This window comes from Methylophaga sp. F7, assembly GCF_056863975.1.
Map to the genome: position 1 here is coordinate 109,410 of NZ_CM166511.1, position 17,431 is coordinate 126,840.

Consider the following 17,431-nt stretch of genomic DNA (forward strand, 5'->3'; position numbering starts at 1 on the left):
CAAATAGCCTTAAATCTTAACGAGAATCTCGCCCATGCCAATGCCACCGACATCGCCAGCGTATCGTTGTACCCGGGAAAATCCTTCAACATTGGCAAACTTGCTATCCAGTTTTTTAAATGAAGCAAACATCAATGGTAAAAATGCCAAGGTATGTGAACCACAATCATTAAAGTTGGCAGTGATGCCATGCTGCGGCATTTTAGGTAGCAATATCGTGCCGCGTTTCATGGCATACCCCAAATGTTTACCGACATCCCCCAATACCGCGATGGTGCCGGAAATCATCCGTGAACCGCAGTATTCTCCCGCATTACCTTCTATCAGTATCATGCCACGACGCATATGATCGCCGGTGCGTGCTCCGGTATTACCCGTCACAATAATAATGCCGCCAGTCATACCGTTTTTATATCCGCTACGAGCCGCGCCGACAAAATCTCCGGCATTACCGTTAATCTTTATTTGACCGCCTTTCATTTCACAGCCGGTATAAATAAAAGTGTTTCCGGTGATTTCAATATTTCCACCGGTCATAAACTGCCCGAGATAAGCACCGGCATCACCTTCGATGGTAATCCGCCCCTGACTCATGGCATGACCGATATGATCCAGTTTGGCTGAGCTGTTTTCAAAGCGGATATCATTTACATCATCACCACTGATATCAAACAGTTCCTCAACTGGCAGCGTTAAACGACCACTCACCACTTCAATCGCAGCAATATCTGCAACATCTTTCCCTGCCAGCTTATCCGGTGTTAAAGGAGAGCAATCAACACGTTGTGCCAAATCCGTTTTGAGTTTAAGAGTCAGTGCTTTCATGCCATGATCTCCTGCAGATGAAAGTGGAATGGACCTAGTTTGCCACCATAGTTACCTGCACTGATTCGGCGAATACCGTTTTCAGCACCTAAATCACATGCCGCCTGAATGCCGACACGCATGGCTTTATCAATATCTTCTTTGCTCAATCCATCAATAACGATTTCCATAACGGATTCGACTTCTGGTGAACATTCGGATTTTGTCTGACCTTTCAAGGTCGGACAAAATGCATCATTGGTTGAGGCGTTTAACGCTTTATATTTGGAACCCACTTTTGAACCACTGCGGACCACACCGCCCGGAAACGGCATAATGATATTTGGCAGTTGTTTCATGGCCTTAACAGCTGCTTCACACGCTGCCAGTGCCTGGGGCTGGGACTCGGCAAGAATCAGAAAATTACCACCACCAACAGAGGAAACCACGCCGGTATTTTCCTGGGTCAGAAATTCTCCATCCATCACCGGAATACGCCAGTAACGTTTACCATCAATCATTTTTGATATCTGATAACCATCACCAAAGAAACGCAGGTTTTTACCCAACGCAATTTCTTTACCATCTTCACCTTCAATCCCTGAAAATAAAGCAGATGTCGGCGAAGTTAAAACACACTGTCCAGCGCGGGTTTCAACCTGTTTCGCCAGTCCTTTACCGCCCATGGCAAAAATCAGACAAGCAACACCGGGACGGCCATCAGGGGTTTCAGAAGGCTCTAATGTTCGTTCAATGGAGGCCTCACAACCGCAGGCAATAACCGATGTAGCAAAACCGGTGAAGGCAGTAGCTGAATGCATCGCCCATTCCAGATTCTGAGCGGTAATGATAATTCGCGTTCCTTTCATCGGAAACGCTTCAGCAAAAGTTTTATCAATGCTGACGCCATTGATGATCATAGTCTGCCTCCCTTATGCAGCGGCTGTATCGTTAAGCTACCACGACCATCATCGACGATTTCGTCGTTACTGATTTTGAAGTTGCTCATTTTCAGGGTATGGAATTTATCAAAATATTGTTGCAGCGGTTTTTCAATGCTGACGTCATATTCCGGTTTCACCACATGGGTGGTACCCCAGGTAATTTTGATGACCTGACCCTGCCGCACCACCATTTCACCGTCTTTAAAGACATAATCCGGTTTTTCAAACATCTTTTCGCGATCGCTGTTGTCGGTGTAGACGGTAATATCCGCCGCTGCACCAATTCCCAGATGTCCACGATCCGCCAGACCAACCAGTTTAGCCGCACCAGCCCGGGTCATAATAGCAATTTCATATAATGAGTATTCGCGATCCAATGAAGCCAGATGGGTGGCTTTCTGTGCTTCCGGATGCAAGGTAGACAGCATATCGTTACGGAAAGATTTATCCATCAACAACTTAATCAGATGTGGATAACTGGTAAACGGTGCACCATTTGGATGATCGGTGGTCAGGAAAATACGCCATGGATCATCGACCATCAAGAAGGTTTCCAGACCTATCATCCATTGCAATGCATTCACATAACTTTGGTCTTTGTACTTGAACGGTACAACACCACAACCCGCTTCACATTCGATATCCATACACACCCATTTATTCGGATGTGCATGTGGTGCACCGGCGAACTGACGCATATTGTCGCCAGAAGCGGTTACTGTCTGGCCGAACAGTATCTGCCCGACATCCACGGTAATGTTTTTATGTTTATTAATCGCCTCAGCAATTTCAGCCGCACCGGAGGAGAATTTGAAATCCCCTTCAGTACCGTAACTGTGAAACTGAATATGCGTCAGATGCATCGGCACGCCTTCAGCACCCTGAATGGTATCCAACGTGGTTTGCATATTGCCCGGTACACCCAGATTACAGCCATGTACATGCAATGGATGTGGCACGCCGATTTCCTGCACAGCTCGAGACAATCTATGCAGAATATCGCGGGGTGTGACGCCATAAAAATCATTTTTTTCGTCTAAATCCAGCTTACGCTGATTAAATTTAAAGGCGCTGATACCGCCCGGGTTAACCACTTTGAGGCCTACTGCCTGCGCGTGGTTAATTGTCCAGGCGACATAGTTATTAATCGCTTCCTGATCAGAATTGGCCGCCATCATCCGCAGCAGAAAGTCATCACTGCCGAGCATCACATAGCCACCTTTATCAATGATAGGTGTGTCATGCATTTCCATATGGGCTTGGCGGGCATTAATCGGTAATACGGCGGGTTCAAAGCCTGCGGTATACCCCATCTCTGCGTAACGATAACCTGTCGTCAAAGTACTTGGAGCAGCATGGCCAGTGCCGGAACGTAACAGTTCGGTGCGTTCATAAACTGCTTCAGCATGGTCTTCCGGTAACATGGTACGGGCAATATTGACTTTACCGCCGCCGATATGGGTATGCATATCAATGGCACCCGCCATAATGACTTTGCCACTAACATCTATTTCTTCATCGACCCGACCATCGGTCGGTTTTTCGACAATTCGTCCATCTCGGATATAAATATCCCGCACTACATCATTTACATCGTGTGCCGGGTCAAAAATACGTCCGCCGGTTAATTTTAAAAGCATCTTTCTCTCCGTTTACAGGGCCTGTTCGACCGCACTGAGAACTTCAAACACGCTGGGTAAGCCGCTGTCGCGTAATTTTCTGAGTGGCACTGAAACCACACTGTCGCTGCGGAAGGTTCGCCCTTCGTGATCAATACCAGGAACACCCACGGGAATATAGACTTCCGGTTCCGTTTCAAACTGCATACCACTGCGTCCAAGCACAATGGTATTTGCCGATGATTGAGGTGGGGTCACCGCTGTATTGAAACTGGATACCCAGATCAAAAGATCACTTTCATCATTCGCCAGAATACGTCTACTGTCGTTCAAAAAAGGATCGTAATCCGGAAAACGACGATTAAACGTAGTACGCATTGGATATCCGCTTTGCCAGGAAGCCACTGCATTTACCGTGGTATCGCCTTCTTTTCCGCCTATCGGCAGACCGTTACTGCGTGTCGTTGCATTGATCTCTTTGATCATTTCACAAACGTTTTGGATGGTCGCTTCAGCATGATCAATATCTAACTGTCCGGCTGACCATGTCACTACTGAATATTTAGCGGCATTTAACTTGTCTGCCAGCGCGGATAAATCACTCACGGCAACGCCCGCGACGGTTTCAGCTTGAATCTGTTTACCTTTTACTAAAGCACGTAAAACAGATACGACTTCCGGTAAATCGGCATTATCACAGGCTATAACCTGGGCTTTTTTACCATTTGGTGAAGTGGAAGCGTCACCACTAGGTGTTTTACCTAAATAAATAACTTCACGAGACTCAATATCCTGACCGAACATACTTTCCTTGTTCCACACCATGCGTTCGTAAAAACGTGGAAAAGTAGATTCAATATCAGTACCGACAAGCACTAATAAATCCACCCGGTTTCTGACTTCTGTCAGTGTGGTGGTCATATAGCCCGTATCCTGTAATACCAGAATATTGCGAAATGCGGCTGGAGAATAATAACTGTCAATGGTGGCGCCACTTTTATCGGCAAGCGCCATTGCTGCGCGTGCACCATTCAAGTCTGTTCCGAGACCGGCAATTAACGGTTGTTTGCTGTTAATCAGTAAATCAGCAATATGCGAAACGGCTTGATCCAGCGTGACCTCTTTACCGTTAATTCGTGGCTGTGTATCGGTGATTGGAGTTTCAAAACCGGGTCGGGTGACAGCATCGCCATTTTCCAGCACTTTAACAGTATTGCCGTTGACCTCTATCGTCAGATCATCGGAGGCTATTCCACAAAATGGACTGGCAACTTCATGCCAAACGGTGGCCGTACTGTTTTCTGTCATATCGCTGTCCTCGATAGTTCTCAATTAAATACACTGGGGCCATTTTAACCTGCTTCAAGTCCAGCCAGACGTTCAGCTGAAAATGTGCACTGGGTTATCCATGCTTTGCCCTTAGCAGGAGTGAATCAATATTATTGTCTCGTAGTTGTTTCTGTAATGCATCGGCCTTACTTCGCCCTACCACTGGCCCAACCTGCACCCGATGCCAAGTATCGGTATTATCAATTGTGACGGTTTGTACTTTTGATTCAATACCTAAAAAGGCTAATCTGGCCCGAAAACCATCTGCATCTTCAAGTTTTTTGAACGACCCCACCTGAATCATATAGCTTACGGCATCTGCAGGTGGTTCAGCTGCGGCCTGCTGGGTTTGCTCGGGCGCTGCCGAAATTTCTTCAGGTGGAGAGGAAACGATTGGTTTCTGTGGTTGATTGGCAATCGTTTTAGGCTTTTCTACCACCACCTCGGTTTCGGGTAATAACGTATAAAAATCAAACGTGGGCTCCACACTCGATTTTTTTGGCTGTTGCTGAGTAGTTTTTGCCTGTTGTTGATCTGCTGGAACATTTTCTTTCAGGTGCAATAAAAACATCACAAAAACACCCACAGCAAAACTGATTAACATTGGTCCCCAAGGCATACTTCCACCTTGTTTTGAAGACTGTTTACGAGTATTTCTTCTGGTTGCCACAAAAAAACCTCTTACATTGATTGTGGCGCTGAAACGCCCATTAAACCAAGGCCATTGGCAATCACCTGCCTGACGGCAGTGATCAGCGTCAGTCGTGCCTGACTTAAGTTAATATCATCTGTCATAAACTGGTGAGCGTTGTAGTAAGTGTGAAAATCACGTGCCAAATCCATTAGGAAATGCGCCAACAAATGGGGGGTATGCGTTATCGCTGCCAGTTCCACCACTTCGGGATAACGTGACAACATGGTAAACAAAACCTGTTCATGATCTTCGGTCAGTAAAGACAGATTCTGTAATCCTGTCTGTTCATCCCAATTCATCTGCCTTTCTGCCAGTTGACGGAAAACACTGCAGACACGTGCATGAGCATATTGAACGTAATATACCGGATTATCATTACTTTGGGATTTTGCCAGTTCAAGATCAAAATCCATATGCTGGTCAGCACCGCGCATCACATAAAAGAAACGGGCAGCATCTTTACCAACTTCGTCCCGCAGTTCGCGTAATGTGACAAACTCTCCACTACGGGTCGACATACCGACTTTTTCTTTACCACGGTACAACACAGCAAACTGCACCAGCAAAACCTTCAGCTTGCTGACATCCTGATTGAGCGCCTCCATGGAGGCTTTAACCCGCGTTATATAACCGTGATGATCGGCGCCCCAGATATCAATAATCTGATCAAAGCCGCGATTGAATTTATTCAGGTGATAAGCGACATCAGAAGCGAAATAAGTTGCCTGACCATTGTCACGAACCACCACCCGGTCTTTTTCATCACCAAAATCAGTGGATTTAAACCACCAGGCACCATCCTGCTGATAAAGCATATTGGCGGCTTTCAGTTGTTCAACAGCTTTATCAACTACACCGGATTCCACCAGTGAACGCTCAGAAAACCATTCGTCGTATTCGGCGCCAAAACCAGCCAAATCATTACGAATATCATCCAGAATGGCATTGAGGCCCAAATCAAACAACTGACGATACATATCTGCACCGAGAAGACTTTTGGCCTGTTGGGTCAGGCCATCGATATGCAGCTCTTTATCACCACCTTGGGGTTCATCCGCCGGAACACCCTCAAAAACCAGAGATACTGGATGCAACAATGCATTTCCATGCTGTTGTTTTAATGTTTCAGCAATGTCTAAGACATATTCACCACGATATCCGTTACTTGGGAAAGTAAACTGCTCGCCACATTTTTCCAGGTATCTCAGCCAGACACTGGTGGCCAGAATATCCATCTGACGACCGGCATCATTTACGTAATACTCACGGTGAACATCAAACCCTACTGCTTTTAACAAACTGCTGACCACCGAGCCATAGGCCGCGCCACGTCCATGACCGACATGCAATGGTCCGGTTGGATTGGCCGAAACAAACTCCACCTGAACTTTCTGACCATTGCCGTAATGGCTCAGACCAAATTGACCGGCTTTTTTCAGGACATCTGCCACCACCTGCTGTCTTGAACTAGCGGATAAGCTGAAATTAATAAACCCCGGACCGGCAATTTCTACTTTCTCGATCACTTCATGCTGTGGAAGCGCATCAACAATCAAAGTGGCTATCTGCCGGGGATTCATTTTGGCGGGTTTAGCTAATACCATCGCAATATTACTGGCGAAATCACCATGGCTGCGATCTTTGGTTCGCTCCAGCTGAACATCAGCCGATGAAATATCTGCAGGAAGGCTTTGTTGGGAAATCAACGAAGCTAAAGCACTTTCAATAAGTTCTTTTAATTGGTCTTTCAAGGTAATGCAGTCCGGATAACAGAATTGTGATGGCGCATTTTAACCGATCAGACTAGCGGATGACATCATCGAGCGGATTAGATTAATTCAGTAGGATCGATGTCAATCGACCAACGTCCTTTTCGCGCCAGTTTAAGCTTGCTGACGGCTTCGATATGCTGATCGATTAATTGGTGCAACGATGCACGATCTGCGGATCGCATCAGCAATTGTGCCCGATATCGACCGGCCCGTTTTTCCATTAACGCTGGAACCGGCCCTAAAATCATTACCGGTGATGCGGTTTGCTGCAATAATTCGGCAACCTGTTGTAATAATTGCATAGCCAAATCGGCTTCTTTTGCCTCAGCACGCCAGACTGCCCAGAAACCATGAGGTGGCAGCTCCATCTGAATTCGCTCTGTTAATAAATTTTCAGCGATAGCTTCATACCCATCCTGCAGTAAATTTTTCCAGAAAGGGTGCTCAGGTTGTTCACTTTGTATCAACACTTCACCCGATTTTTTACCACGGCCAGCCCGACCCGTCACTTGAGTAATTAACTGTGCCAGCCCTTCAGTGGCTCGAAAGTCAGCACTGAATAACGCTTGATCCGCATCCACAACACCAACCAGCGTCACATCATGAAAATCATGCCCTTTGGCCAGCATTTGTGTACCAACCAAAATAGCGGCTTGTCCCTGATTAATCTGTTTGACCATATTGGCAAAAGCATTGACCCGTTGGGTACTATCCCTATCAATCCGTAAAACCGGTATATCTTTAAAAATGGCTGTTAGAGCCTGCTCAATTTTCTCTGTTCCGACGCCATAACTTTTAAGTTCGGAATGACCACATTCAGGACATTTTTTCGGCAGGGTCTGGATCAAACCACAATGATGACAAAACAAACGGTTTTGATGTTGATGAACCACCATTTTGGCATCACAACTTCGACAATTTGCCTGCCAGTTGCATTCATGACACATCAAAACCGGTGCGAATCCACGACGATTTATAAATAACAAAACCTGATGATTTTGCTGCAGATGTTTTTCAATAGAGTTAATTAACACTGAACTTAAACCATTGTTATCCGCTGTTTTATTGGCAGCAATAAGTTTAACGTTGGGCAGCGTAGCTCCACCCGCACGTTTTGTTAGTTTAAGTAATTGATAACGCTTTAATTTTACCTGGTAAAGTGTTTCCAGAGAGGGTGTTGCACTGCCCAGCACAATGGGAATATTCAATGATTTAGCCCGCATCAATGCTACATTTCTGGCGTGATAGCGCAGTCCATCCTGTTGTTTATAGGAACTGTCATGTTCCTCATCAATGATAATCAGTCCCGGATTGAGCATAGGAGTAAAAACTGCAGAGCGGGTACCGATAATAATGTCCGCTTTTCCTGATCTGGCCAGCAACCAGGCTTGTTTACGATCAGCATCTGAAACCGATGAATTTATAACAACGATATTGGCCGCAAGGGAATGACGGAAACGTTCAACAAACTGTGTGGTTAATCCAATCTCTGGAATTAATACTAAAACCTGTTGCTGGTTTTCGACAAATTCACGACAGATTTCAATATAAACTTCAGTTTTGCCACTGCCGGTAATACCGTGCAATAAAAAAGATGAAAATTGCCCTCTTGTTGCAAGAACTTGTTCAATAGACTGTTTTTGCTCGCTATTTAACGATACGGTTTGTTGTAATTCAAGACAGGGTACTGGTAATGCAACGTGTTGTCTGGCAGTAATTACGTTTTGTTGTGACAGAGCAGACAAACTGTTTTTTACATTGCCTAATTGTACCCGTAATGCTTTTTCACTGAGTCCTTCCGGATAGTCTTCCAGTAAATCCAGAATCTGTTGCTGTTTTTTACCCGGTTTATTCGCCGGAATCTGCTGCAAAGCCCAATAGGTTTCGGTTTGCATTTCATCGCTATCACCCAGTCGGAGTTTCTTGGGTAATGCCGCCTGAAAGCATTCGCCAATAGGATGATGATAATAACGACTTACCCACTGAACCAGTTGCATGATTTCTGTTGGTAAAAAATGCTGTTTATCAATTTGCTGTTCGATTTTTTTGAGTTTAGCAGTAGAAATGTCGCTGGCAGGTTTGATCGCGATTACGATCCCTACCAATTGTCTACTGCCAAATGGAATGACAGCACGCATACCGGGTTGCCAGTGTTCAACGGATTGATCACTCAGATAATCAAATGTCTGACGCAAGGGGCAAGCTAAGGCAATTTCGACGATGCAACTCATTAAACAATACTAATTAAATAAAAGAGATCTTTTAATGATGTTAATGCTTTAGTCCTGTGGATAGCTGTATTAATCCTGAAAAGCCTTTTTATTCATTAAGTTAAATACCAATCCAATTGTGTATAAGTTTATCCTTGCGGGATCGATCTCTTGTGGATAACATTACGACTTATCCACAGGTAATTTTATCCACAGCTTATGCCTCGTTTTATAAGCAAAGCATACCGTAGTTGTTAAGCCTGTTTTATAGCATGATCTTTTTGACTGTTATTAAAAAACAGACTGGCTTTTACGGCCTGCTGACATATTCTTCTAAGTTGAGATATGGCTTGTAATTCTTTTTCCATGCGGGCGATTGAAAGTCTTCCCTCAGCACCTCGACGTAATAACAAAGACTTTAAAGAAAGATAGGTTTTTTCCAGAGTGTCGAGCTGATTTTTTAAGGAAGGATTAGGCTTATCTAATGCCGAAATATCAATCAGCAATAAACACTCCACATTAAAGTTGTTGAGCTGTTGCTGGAGTTGGGCCTCAATCGGATGACCGGATAAAGCACGATTCTCAGCGATAGTAACGGTTAAGGCAGAAATGGCATCACAGTACTGCGAAACCCTTAATAAATCAGCCGTTTTTTCAGCTATCTGTTCATTAATGTGCTGTTGATAGAGTTTGCGACTGAAGTTGCCAATTTTTAAAATATTTTGCTCGGTAAAGGCGTGTTGCTGTTTTAACCAACTGATGGAACGGTTTTTATGGATACAGTGAGTCACCATTTTTAAAACATGTTTATTCAGGCGGATTAATTCAAGTCGGATGGATGTAATCGCCAGGTTTGGAATCTTTAACGTGGTGTTATCGAGATATTTGGTTTCGGCAATATTTTCTTCGGTTGTTGAAAATTTCGTTTTCAACCAGTTTTCCAGTGGATCGGCCAGCTTCCAGATAAGTGCTACGCCTAATAAATTAAACACGGTGTGAAATAAAACCAAAGTGGTCGTAAATTGCACATCATCAACCACTAATTGCTGAAACCAATGGATACTCCAGATTAACGGCACCAGAATAATCAGACTGACAATGGCTGTTAGCAGATTAAAAATAATATGACTGGCGACAATACGTTTTGCGACGGGCTGACTGCCAATAACGGCGAATATAGCCGTCGTCGTTGAACCGAGATTACTACCAATCACAATCGCTGCCGCGGGTAATAAGTCGATAATTCCGCCAGCAAGCGAAGTTAATGCCAGGGTTAAAGTAAGGCTGGACGATTGCAGTAAAGTGGTCAGAACCAAACCAGCCAATGCAAACAACAAAATATCAACCGCTAGCAATCCACTGGAAAAGTGCAAATCAAATAAACTATCCGCGCCTGAGAAGGTCGTTTTTAAAGCCGCAATTCCCATAAACAGCAGGCCAAAACCGGTTAATGCCAATCCAATATTTGCATAGGCTCGATTACTGTTTAATAAGCGCATCGCCATGCCGATTCCAATCAGCGGTAAGGCAAAATGTTCAATATTCAGGTTGAAACCTATCAGCACAACCAACCATCCTGTGACCGTCGTACCGACATTGCTGCCAAACACAATCCACATAGCTCTTCGGAGGCTAAGAATACCGGCATTGGCAAACCCAATAGTGGCCAGAGTAACGGCACCGGAATGTTGAATAAACGCGGTCAGCAGAAAACCCGCACTTAAGCCGCGCAGACGGCTGTTAGTCCAGTTTTTAAGGATTTGGTTGAGCCTGTCCCCGGCAATTTGTTTAAGGCCGTCAGACATCAACCACATCCCCAGCATAAATAAACCCAAGCCACCTATCAGCGATCCCAGCATATTCATCATCTATTACCCGACTTATTGATTTTATTAATTGAATTGATAATACCGGATAAAAAAACAGCGATGCTATGCTATGCCAAAGTTATTGAATGAGGTGACCGATGAAAACGGCGTTTGTAGTAGCAATGGATGAAAATGGATTAATTGGGCGGGATAATGATCTCCCCTGGCGACTCTCTGCTGATTTGCAATACTTTCGCCGTATCACCATGGGTAAACCCATTTTAATGGGGCGTCATACTCATGAATCTATTGGCCGGCCTCTTCCGGGACGGCAAAACATTGTGCTGAGTTCTCTGCCGGAATATCAGGCGCCGGGCTGTGATGTTGTTCACTCCATTGAGGATGGTTTAAATGCCGCAGGGGATGCTGAAGAGTTGATGGTCATTGGCGGTTCATCGCTGTTTAAGCAAATGTTTGATGACGCCGATATACTCTACCTGACTCGGGTGCATGCAGAGCTTGAAGGGGATACCTGGTTTCCCGCATGGGATGAAAGTCAATGGCAATTACTCAGCCAGGAATCCCACCCGGCTGATGAGAAAAATGACTATGCCTACAGCTTCGAGGTATATCAGCGGGTTTAATTCGGTGGTGACATTAGCTGTAAAGCGGTATGTAAATGTTCAGATGCTTCATGGCCGAGATCGGTCAGATAACCGCCATCAGGTTGGCTGATCAGTCCGTTATCAAATAATTTCTGTGCTGCTTCCACCAGACCATCACGAGCGGTTGAATGGTGAATTTTGATTCCTTGCAAATTATTACTGGGATCAAATTGTAATAACACTTCGATCTGATCAATTTTTTGCTGTTGCATATCCGGCTCCATTACCTGTTTGTATTCAGTCTACGCCTAAATTACCGAAGGGTGGATGATTTAATAAATTTAAAAATGGTTCTGCTGGAACAGGTTTGCTAAACAAATAACCCTGCATAAAATCACAGCCTTTATTATTCAATGCCCGAAGATGTTCAGGTGTTTCCACCCCTTCTGCCAGAGTTTTCAAACCGAGTGAGCGTGCCAGCGTAATAACAGCATCGACGATGGCTTCATCATCTTCATCGGTGAGCATGTCAAACACAAAGCTTTGATCAATCTTTAGTTTATTGATGGGGAATTTTTTCAGATAATTTAACGACGAATAGCCAGTACCAAAATCATCCAGAGATAACCTGATACCTGCATCTGCCAATGATTTTAATTGCTTTATTGTCAGATCTATATTGATCATGGCGACCGATTCTGTGATTTCCAGCTCCAGATTATCTGCTGGTAACTGATGTTCGTGGAGAATGGTGTTAATCATAGTGACCAGCAAGGGATTATTGAATTGCACCGCAGAGAGATTGATAGCAATTAATAAATCTGTATGTCCGGCATCTACCCATTGTTTACATTGACCTATTGCGGTGTGCAATATCCACTGACCTATCGGATTAATCATCCCGGTTTCTTCTGCAATGGGTATGAATTCCAGTGGAGAGATTATCCCGAGTTCCGGGTGGTTCCAGCGTATCAATGCCTCGGCACCGGTGATTTTATTCAGTTTGATATCAACCAGTGGTTGATAGACCAGAGAAAGCTCATTGCGAGCCAGAGCAAAACGCAAGGCATGTTCAAGTTCCAGTTTATAAACAATTTGTGAGTGCATTTCTGCAGTAAAAAACTGATATTGATTTCGACCGGCCTGTTTTGCACGATACATTGCCGTATCAGCATGTTTATTTAGACTCTCCGCATCCCTACCGTTATCAGGGTAAATACTGATACCGATTGAAACGGTGACAAATAACTGATTCCCATCAATTTCAAAAGGTGTGGTGATATTTTCAACCAGTTTCTGAGCCACATGGCCAGCTCCATCAGCGTCGGTATCCGGTAATAAAATTATAAACTCGTCACCACCGGTGCGACATACCGTGTCTTCCTCACGCATTTGCCGGTTCAACCTTTCCGCGACCTTAATCAGTAATTGATCCCCTATGGCGTGCCCAAGACTGTCATTGATAAATTTAAAGCGATCCAGGTCCAGATAGAGTAAAGCCAGTTTTTGCCGATGCCGTTCAGCAGAAATCAGTGCTTGCCCCACACGATCCTTAAGTAATGCCCGGTTCGGCAGACTGGTCAGAACATCGTGATGTGCCAGAAAGTTAATTTTTTGTTCGGCTTCACGATATTTACTGATATCAGACATGATGGCGACATAGTTTTGCAGTTGCTGCTGGGCGTTTTCAACACGGCTGATCGATAACCATTGTGGATAGGTTTTACCATTTTTCCGGCGATTTTGTACCTCACCCGACCAAAATCCCTGCTGCTCAAGTTGCGTCCACATTTGTTCATAAAAATACTGATCATGCTCCCCAGAACTAAGAATCGAAGGGTTTTTCCCGGCCACATCATCGAGAGAATAGCCGGTCATGGTTGTGAAGGCAGGATTAACGGTAATAATCAGGTTGTTTTCATTGGTGATAATAATGCCTTCATTACTATTCTCGAATACCAGACTGGCCAGGCGTAACTCCTTATCCGCTTCATATTGCCGACTGATGTCGCGACTGATGCCCAGAACCCCTATAGTTTTGCCAGCTTCATTTTTGAGAGGGGTTTTCAGGGTTTCAAATAATCCTTTTTGTCCCTTTGCTCCATATACGGTTTCTTCATAAAACTGGCTGGTGTTATGTTGCAGCGTCAGTTGATCGCTGTGCCGATAATTGCGTGCTTCTCTTTCCGGATAAAACTCAAAGTCGGTTTTTCCAATAATGTCTGATTCTGTGGTAGCCAAAAACTCCATTACGGCCTTATTACAGCGGATATATCTGCCTTGATCATCCTTACAGAAAATCAAATCGGGTGATGAGTCGATAATACTTCGCAACAAGGAACGTTCCTGAGAAAGGATCTTTTCCACCTGTTTTTGTTCAGATATATCCTCAATAATGGCGATAAATACCTCTCTCTCGCCATAGAACGCTGTTTGCAAATCAACATGAACGGCATACTGACTGCCATCCTTACGCCGGTGATTGGTTTCAAAAATTAACCTTGGCGTTTCACCACTGCGTAATGGTGAAATTAATGCTTTTAACGTTGTGAGGTTATAGTCTGTTTTGATATCCAGGGGAGTCAGCTTATGTATCTCTTCAAGGCTATAGCCCAGATTGATGAGAGCACCATGATTTACATGAATAAACTGGAAGCTTTCGGCATCAAACACATATATTTCATTAAGTGATTTTTCGAGGATTTCGCCAAACAATGCATTCTGCTCGGCAGTATGCTTTTGTTCACTAATATCCAGTACAACGCCGACAATTTGCAGTTTTTCTGTGTGTTGGTCTTTTACTACTGACAGGTGATCTTCAACGGTAATGTAATGACCATCACGGTGACGAAAACGAAATTGATTGCTCACCGGTTTATCTGACTGCAATACAGTCAACAACGTCTGTTTAACCTTATTAATATCAGCGGGATGAACAGATTGTTGCCAGACTTCTGGCTGGCTTAACCAGTATTCGGCAGGATGCCCAGAGTAATGAATAACGGATTCGCTCACATAGCTCAGACGAAATTCAGTCGTGGTATCTTGCTTTACGTCCAGAATATAAGTGACACAAGGGCTAATGGTGAGCAGGTTTTTCAGAAAATCGACTGACTGGCGTAACTCTTGACGTAAGCGATATTGGTTAGTCACATTGGTAAAGACCAGAATCACGCCAAGAATTTCGGTTCCGCGATTATGATCCAGCCGAATTGGTGCTGCACTATCAGATATGTGATAGCTCACGCCATTTCTGGCCTTCAGTACAGTGTGATTGGATAATTCAACCACTTCACCATTTTGTATGACCAGATCTACCGGATTGGTTAGCTTCTCTCCAGTCTCGGCTTGATATATGTCAAAAACATTGAGTAACGGAAGTCCAATGGCATCCTCTTCCGGCCAGGCAGTTAATTCGCTGGCAACGCGATTCATACGGGTGATATTGCCTGAGGCATCGGTAACGATAACGGCATCACCGATAGATTCCAGTGTGATGCGTAAACGCTGCTCATTTTCAGTCAGAATGCTGATATGAGATTGCAGTTGTCTGGCAGCATCGACTAATGTCTGGCCCACTTGTGCTTGCTTAGTGTCACCTTTAAGTGGATTGATTAACTCAAATTGTTGATTCTGGATCTGTTCAGTCAGGTATTGCAGCGCGTTTAATGGCCTTATAACCAATTTACGAATCAGAAAAATCATCAGGATATTGGCTATCGTTATCAGCAAAAGCAAAGGAGCAATGGCATTGAGGATCTCTGTTTTGGCTGTTTCGAGTTTGTTCTTAATGGAATTCTGCAGTACTAAAACCTTTTGTTGATCCGCTTCAAGCAAAGGTAAAAAAAAGGTTAGCGAATCCCCTTTTTCATTACTTGTTTCAAAGTATCTCTTTTGTGAGCGGGCCAGTTTTACATACTGCAACATTTCATCATCGAGAACCTTCTCGGCCGGTTGGTCTTGCCAGATAAAATACGAAGATGATTCAATGACATTATTAGCATCAATCAATACTGCCAGTTGTGCATCAGTCCGTAATGAAAATCTGGCAACACTACTTCGTGCATGCTGTGAATCATTATTGGCAAGGGCATATTCAAGACTATGCCCCAGTTGTAATGCTGTTTCCTGGAGTTGAATCTTGGAGACTTCTTTTATATCTAACAGCCGATGCCGGTATTCATTGACTGAATAAAACAACAAAATAAAAACAAACAACAGGGTGATGGCCAGTGGTAGCCATAATGTCAGTCGATAGGTTTGAATTGGATTCATCTATAAATCCATTGTTTCATCAATTAGAAGCTGCCGACTATCAAGTTTTTTCTCTAACAATCCAACTTCTATCATCATCTTTGCAACAGACTCAATAATGGTTTTCAGCTGTTGATTAAAAATATTTTGCTGATGTTCTCTTTCCGGCAAAATCAGCTGCTGATAAAGAAGCTCAAGTTCTTCAGTTGAAATATCCAGACGTGGGGCAATTCTGATGAAAGCGTCCTGTGGATTTTTCGCCATGTAGTCCCGAGCTTGCCAATAGCCTTCCAGTAGTTGTTGAATGCTTTTTTCTGTAATGTTAAAGCGCTATCACGTGTCACCAGCACATCAACGATTGGCGCGGGCAGTTGTCGACTATCAAACAGATTAATATAACCTTGTTGCTGAAGTTTATACGCAACAGGATCAAAGCTTATAACCGCATCAACGAGTTGATTTGTTAGCAAAGAAGAATGCTGATTCACCGTGGTAGGAATGATGGTAATGTCCTTTCTATCTAGCCCTGCCAGCTGTAGAACCTGCGACATCATATACGCGCCGACGCCACTTTGTTCAACGCCAACACGTTTACCCTTTAGCGCTTTGAGTGAAGTGATGGTGGGCTCAACCATCAGTTTGTCGGCTCCGTTGGAAATATTGAAGATCAGGATTATTTTGATATCGGATTGGGTTTCAGCCATCCTAAGTGCACCATCAAGGGTAGTCGCTACCATGTCCAGCTGGCCCTGGCGGAAGGCATGCATAACTTCTGTGCTGGAAGCCAACTCTTTTAGTTGGATCTGTGCGTTATTGTAATAGTGCAGATCACGCGCTAAATAGAGTAATTCGTACCCTGCCCACGGAACAGTCCCTACTCGCAACGGTTTTTCTGTCTGCGGATTACAGGCAATCAGGCTGGATAAAATGAACAGAAAATACAAAATCCGTTTACCCGGGGGCATCATCCACTCCCTCTTAGTTGAGTAAACCCAACGATAGCATAAAAACCACACTAAAATAGTATTTGCTAATATTGCTTAAAATTGAGAGAAAACCCATGGTTTTTCAGATACATGCGTTTACAATATCGCAATTATAAGAGTAAGCTGTAATTGTTGTTTTAATCAGGAGCAGAAAAATGGAAATTCCAGGCATTGCCCCTTTTAGTGGTCAGCCCACATTGACCAATCCCCTATCCTCTGAAAATCAGCTGGTAGGCCGTCAGACACCTGTTCAGCAGAATAGCGAAACGGCATCGACAACGGTTGCTCAGGAGCAGGCGCCAACCAGTTTACAGACAACGGCGGTGGTAAATGAAGCGACCCAAAATGAATCCGTTGGCTTTGATCCGGAAAATCCAGGCGGAACGATAGATATTACTGTTTAAGG

14 protein-coding genes are annotated in these 17,431 nt (G+C 44.2%); 2 read left to right on the forward strand and 12 right to left on the reverse strand.

Going from position 1 to position 17,431, the window contains the following annotated elements; genetic code table 11:
- Positions 1-9 precede the first annotated feature (9 nt).
- From AC08OG_RS00545 to AC08OG_RS00580, 8 genes are all read right to left on the reverse strand, one after another.
- Complete coding sequence (locus AC08OG_RS00545; protein ID WP_482929858.1) at positions 10-825, reverse strand: formylmethanofuran dehydrogenase subunit C; 816 nt, start codon at positions 823-825, stop codon at positions 10-12.
- Positions 822-1,724 (reverse strand): formylmethanofuran--tetrahydromethanopterin N-formyltransferase, encoded by a 903-nt coding sequence (gene fhcD / locus AC08OG_RS00550; RefSeq protein ID WP_292358588.1) that lies wholly within the window; start codon positions 1,722-1,724, stop codon positions 822-824. The genes AC08OG_RS00545 and fhcD overlap by 4 nt, the downstream gene beginning before the upstream one ends.
- Positions 1,721-3,388 carry a formylmethanofuran dehydrogenase subunit A gene (locus AC08OG_RS00555; protein ID WP_292402518.1) on the reverse strand — a complete coding sequence of 556 codons (1,668 nt, stop codon included), beginning with the start codon at positions 3,386-3,388 and terminating at the stop codon, positions 1,721-1,723. The genes fhcD and AC08OG_RS00555 overlap by 4 nt, the downstream gene beginning before the upstream one ends.
- A 12-nt stretch (positions 3,389-3,400) precedes the next feature.
- On the reverse strand, positions 3,401-4,675 hold the full coding sequence (locus tag AC08OG_RS00560) for a formylmethanofuran dehydrogenase subunit B (RefSeq protein ID WP_482929859.1): 1,275 nt from the start codon (positions 4,673-4,675) through the stop codon (positions 3,401-3,403).
- A 94-nt stretch (positions 4,676-4,769) separates the two neighbouring features.
- The gene (locus tag AC08OG_RS00565) at positions 4,770-5,366 is read right to left on the reverse strand and encodes an SPOR domain-containing protein (RefSeq protein WP_292748697.1); all 597 of its coding nucleotides are present in this window, start codon (positions 5,364-5,366) and stop codon (positions 4,770-4,772) included.
- Between the two features lie 11 nt (positions 5,367-5,377).
- Positions 5,378-7,141 carry an arginine--tRNA ligase gene (gene argS / locus AC08OG_RS00570; RefSeq protein ID WP_482929860.1) on the reverse strand — a complete coding sequence of 588 codons (1,764 nt, stop codon included), beginning with the start codon at positions 7,139-7,141 and terminating at the stop codon, positions 5,378-5,380.
- A gap of 77 nt (positions 7,142-7,218) precedes the next feature.
- Positions 7,219-9,393 carry a primosomal protein N' gene (locus AC08OG_RS00575; protein ID WP_482929861.1) on the reverse strand — a complete coding sequence of 725 codons (2,175 nt, stop codon included), beginning with the start codon at positions 9,391-9,393 and terminating at the stop codon, positions 7,219-7,221.
- Between the two features lie 233 nt (positions 9,394-9,626).
- On the reverse strand, positions 9,627-11,240 hold the full coding sequence (locus AC08OG_RS00580; RefSeq protein ID WP_482929862.1) for a Na/Pi cotransporter family protein: 1,614 nt from the start codon (positions 11,238-11,240) through the stop codon (positions 9,627-9,629).
- 98 nt (positions 11,241-11,338) lie between these two features.
- Between AC08OG_RS00580 and folA the strand changes: the two genes are divergently transcribed.
- The gene (gene folA, locus AC08OG_RS00585; RefSeq protein WP_292402503.1) at positions 11,339-11,824 is read left to right on the forward strand and encodes a type 3 dihydrofolate reductase; all 486 of its coding nucleotides are present in this window, start codon (positions 11,339-11,341) and stop codon (positions 11,822-11,824) included.
- On the opposite strand, the gene AC08OG_RS00590 is transcribed toward folA, so the two are convergent.
- From AC08OG_RS00590 to AC08OG_RS00605, 4 genes are read right to left on the reverse strand one after another with little or no spacing between them, the layout of a single operon-like run.
- Complete coding sequence (locus AC08OG_RS00590) at positions 11,821-12,057, reverse strand: TIGR02647 family protein (protein WP_292358603.1); 237 nt, start codon at positions 12,055-12,057, stop codon at positions 11,821-11,823. The two genes, folA and AC08OG_RS00590, sit on opposite strands and share 4 nt — an antisense overlap.
- Before the next feature lie 25 nt (positions 12,058-12,082).
- Positions 12,083-16,060, reverse strand: coding sequence for a sensor domain-containing protein (locus AC08OG_RS00595; RefSeq protein WP_292755106.1), 3,978 nt, complete (start codon positions 16,058-16,060; stop codon positions 12,083-12,085).
- Positions 16,061-16,210, reverse strand: coding sequence for a hypothetical protein (locus AC08OG_RS00600; RefSeq protein ID WP_482929863.1), 150 nt, complete (start codon positions 16,208-16,210; stop codon positions 16,061-16,063).
- Positions 16,211-16,212: 2 nt separating this feature from the next.
- Positions 16,213-17,007 (reverse strand): ABC transporter substrate-binding protein, encoded by a 795-nt coding sequence (locus tag AC08OG_RS00605; RefSeq protein WP_482929864.1) that lies wholly within the window; start codon positions 17,005-17,007, stop codon positions 16,213-16,215.
- 173 nt (positions 17,008-17,180) lie between these two features.
- On the opposite strand from AC08OG_RS00605, the gene AC08OG_RS00610 reads away from it, so the two are divergent.
- Positions 17,181-17,429: a hypothetical protein gene (locus AC08OG_RS00610; protein ID WP_292358608.1), complete on the forward strand. Its 249-nt coding sequence runs from the start codon at positions 17,181-17,183 to the stop codon at positions 17,427-17,429.
- Positions 17,430-17,431: the final 2 nt, after the last annotated feature.

Coding starts and splice junctions, on each gene's coding strand:
- AC08OG_RS00545 (WP_482929858.1), bottom strand. CDS start 825: ATGAAAGCACTGACTCTTAAACTCAAAACGGATTTGGCACAACGTGTT.
- fhcD (WP_292358588.1), bottom strand. CDS start 1,724: ATGATCATCAATGGCGTCAGCATTGATAAAACTTTTGCTGAAGCGTTT.
- AC08OG_RS00555 (WP_292402518.1), bottom strand. CDS start 3,388: ATGCTTTTAAAATTAACCGGCGGACGTATTTTTGACCCGGCACACGAT.
- AC08OG_RS00560 (WP_482929859.1), bottom strand. CDS start 4,675: ATGACAGAAAACAGTACGGCCACCGTTTGGCATGAAGTTGCCAGTCCA.
- AC08OG_RS00575 (WP_482929861.1), bottom strand. CDS start 9,393: ATGAGTTGCATCGTCGAAATTGCCTTAGCTTGCCCCTTGCGTCAGACA.
- AC08OG_RS00580 (WP_482929862.1), bottom strand. CDS start 11,240: ATGATGAATATGCTGGGATCGCTGATAGGTGGCTTGGGTTTATTTATG.
- folA (WP_292402503.1), top strand. CDS start 11,339: ATGAAAACGGCGTTTGTAGTAGCAATGGATGAAAATGGATTAATTGGG.
- AC08OG_RS00590 (WP_292358603.1), bottom strand. CDS start 12,057: ATGCAACAGCAAAAAATTGATCAGATCGAAGTGTTATTACAATTTGAT.
- AC08OG_RS00595 (WP_292755106.1), bottom strand. CDS start 16,060: ATGAATCCAATTCAAACCTATCGACTGACATTATGGCTACCACTGGCC.
- AC08OG_RS00605 (WP_482929864.1), bottom strand. CDS start 17,007: ATGATGCCCCCGGGTAAACGGATTTTGTATTTTCTGTTCATTTTATCC.
- AC08OG_RS00610 (WP_292358608.1), top strand. CDS start 17,181: ATGGAAATTCCAGGCATTGCCCCTTTTAGTGGTCAGCCCACATTGACC.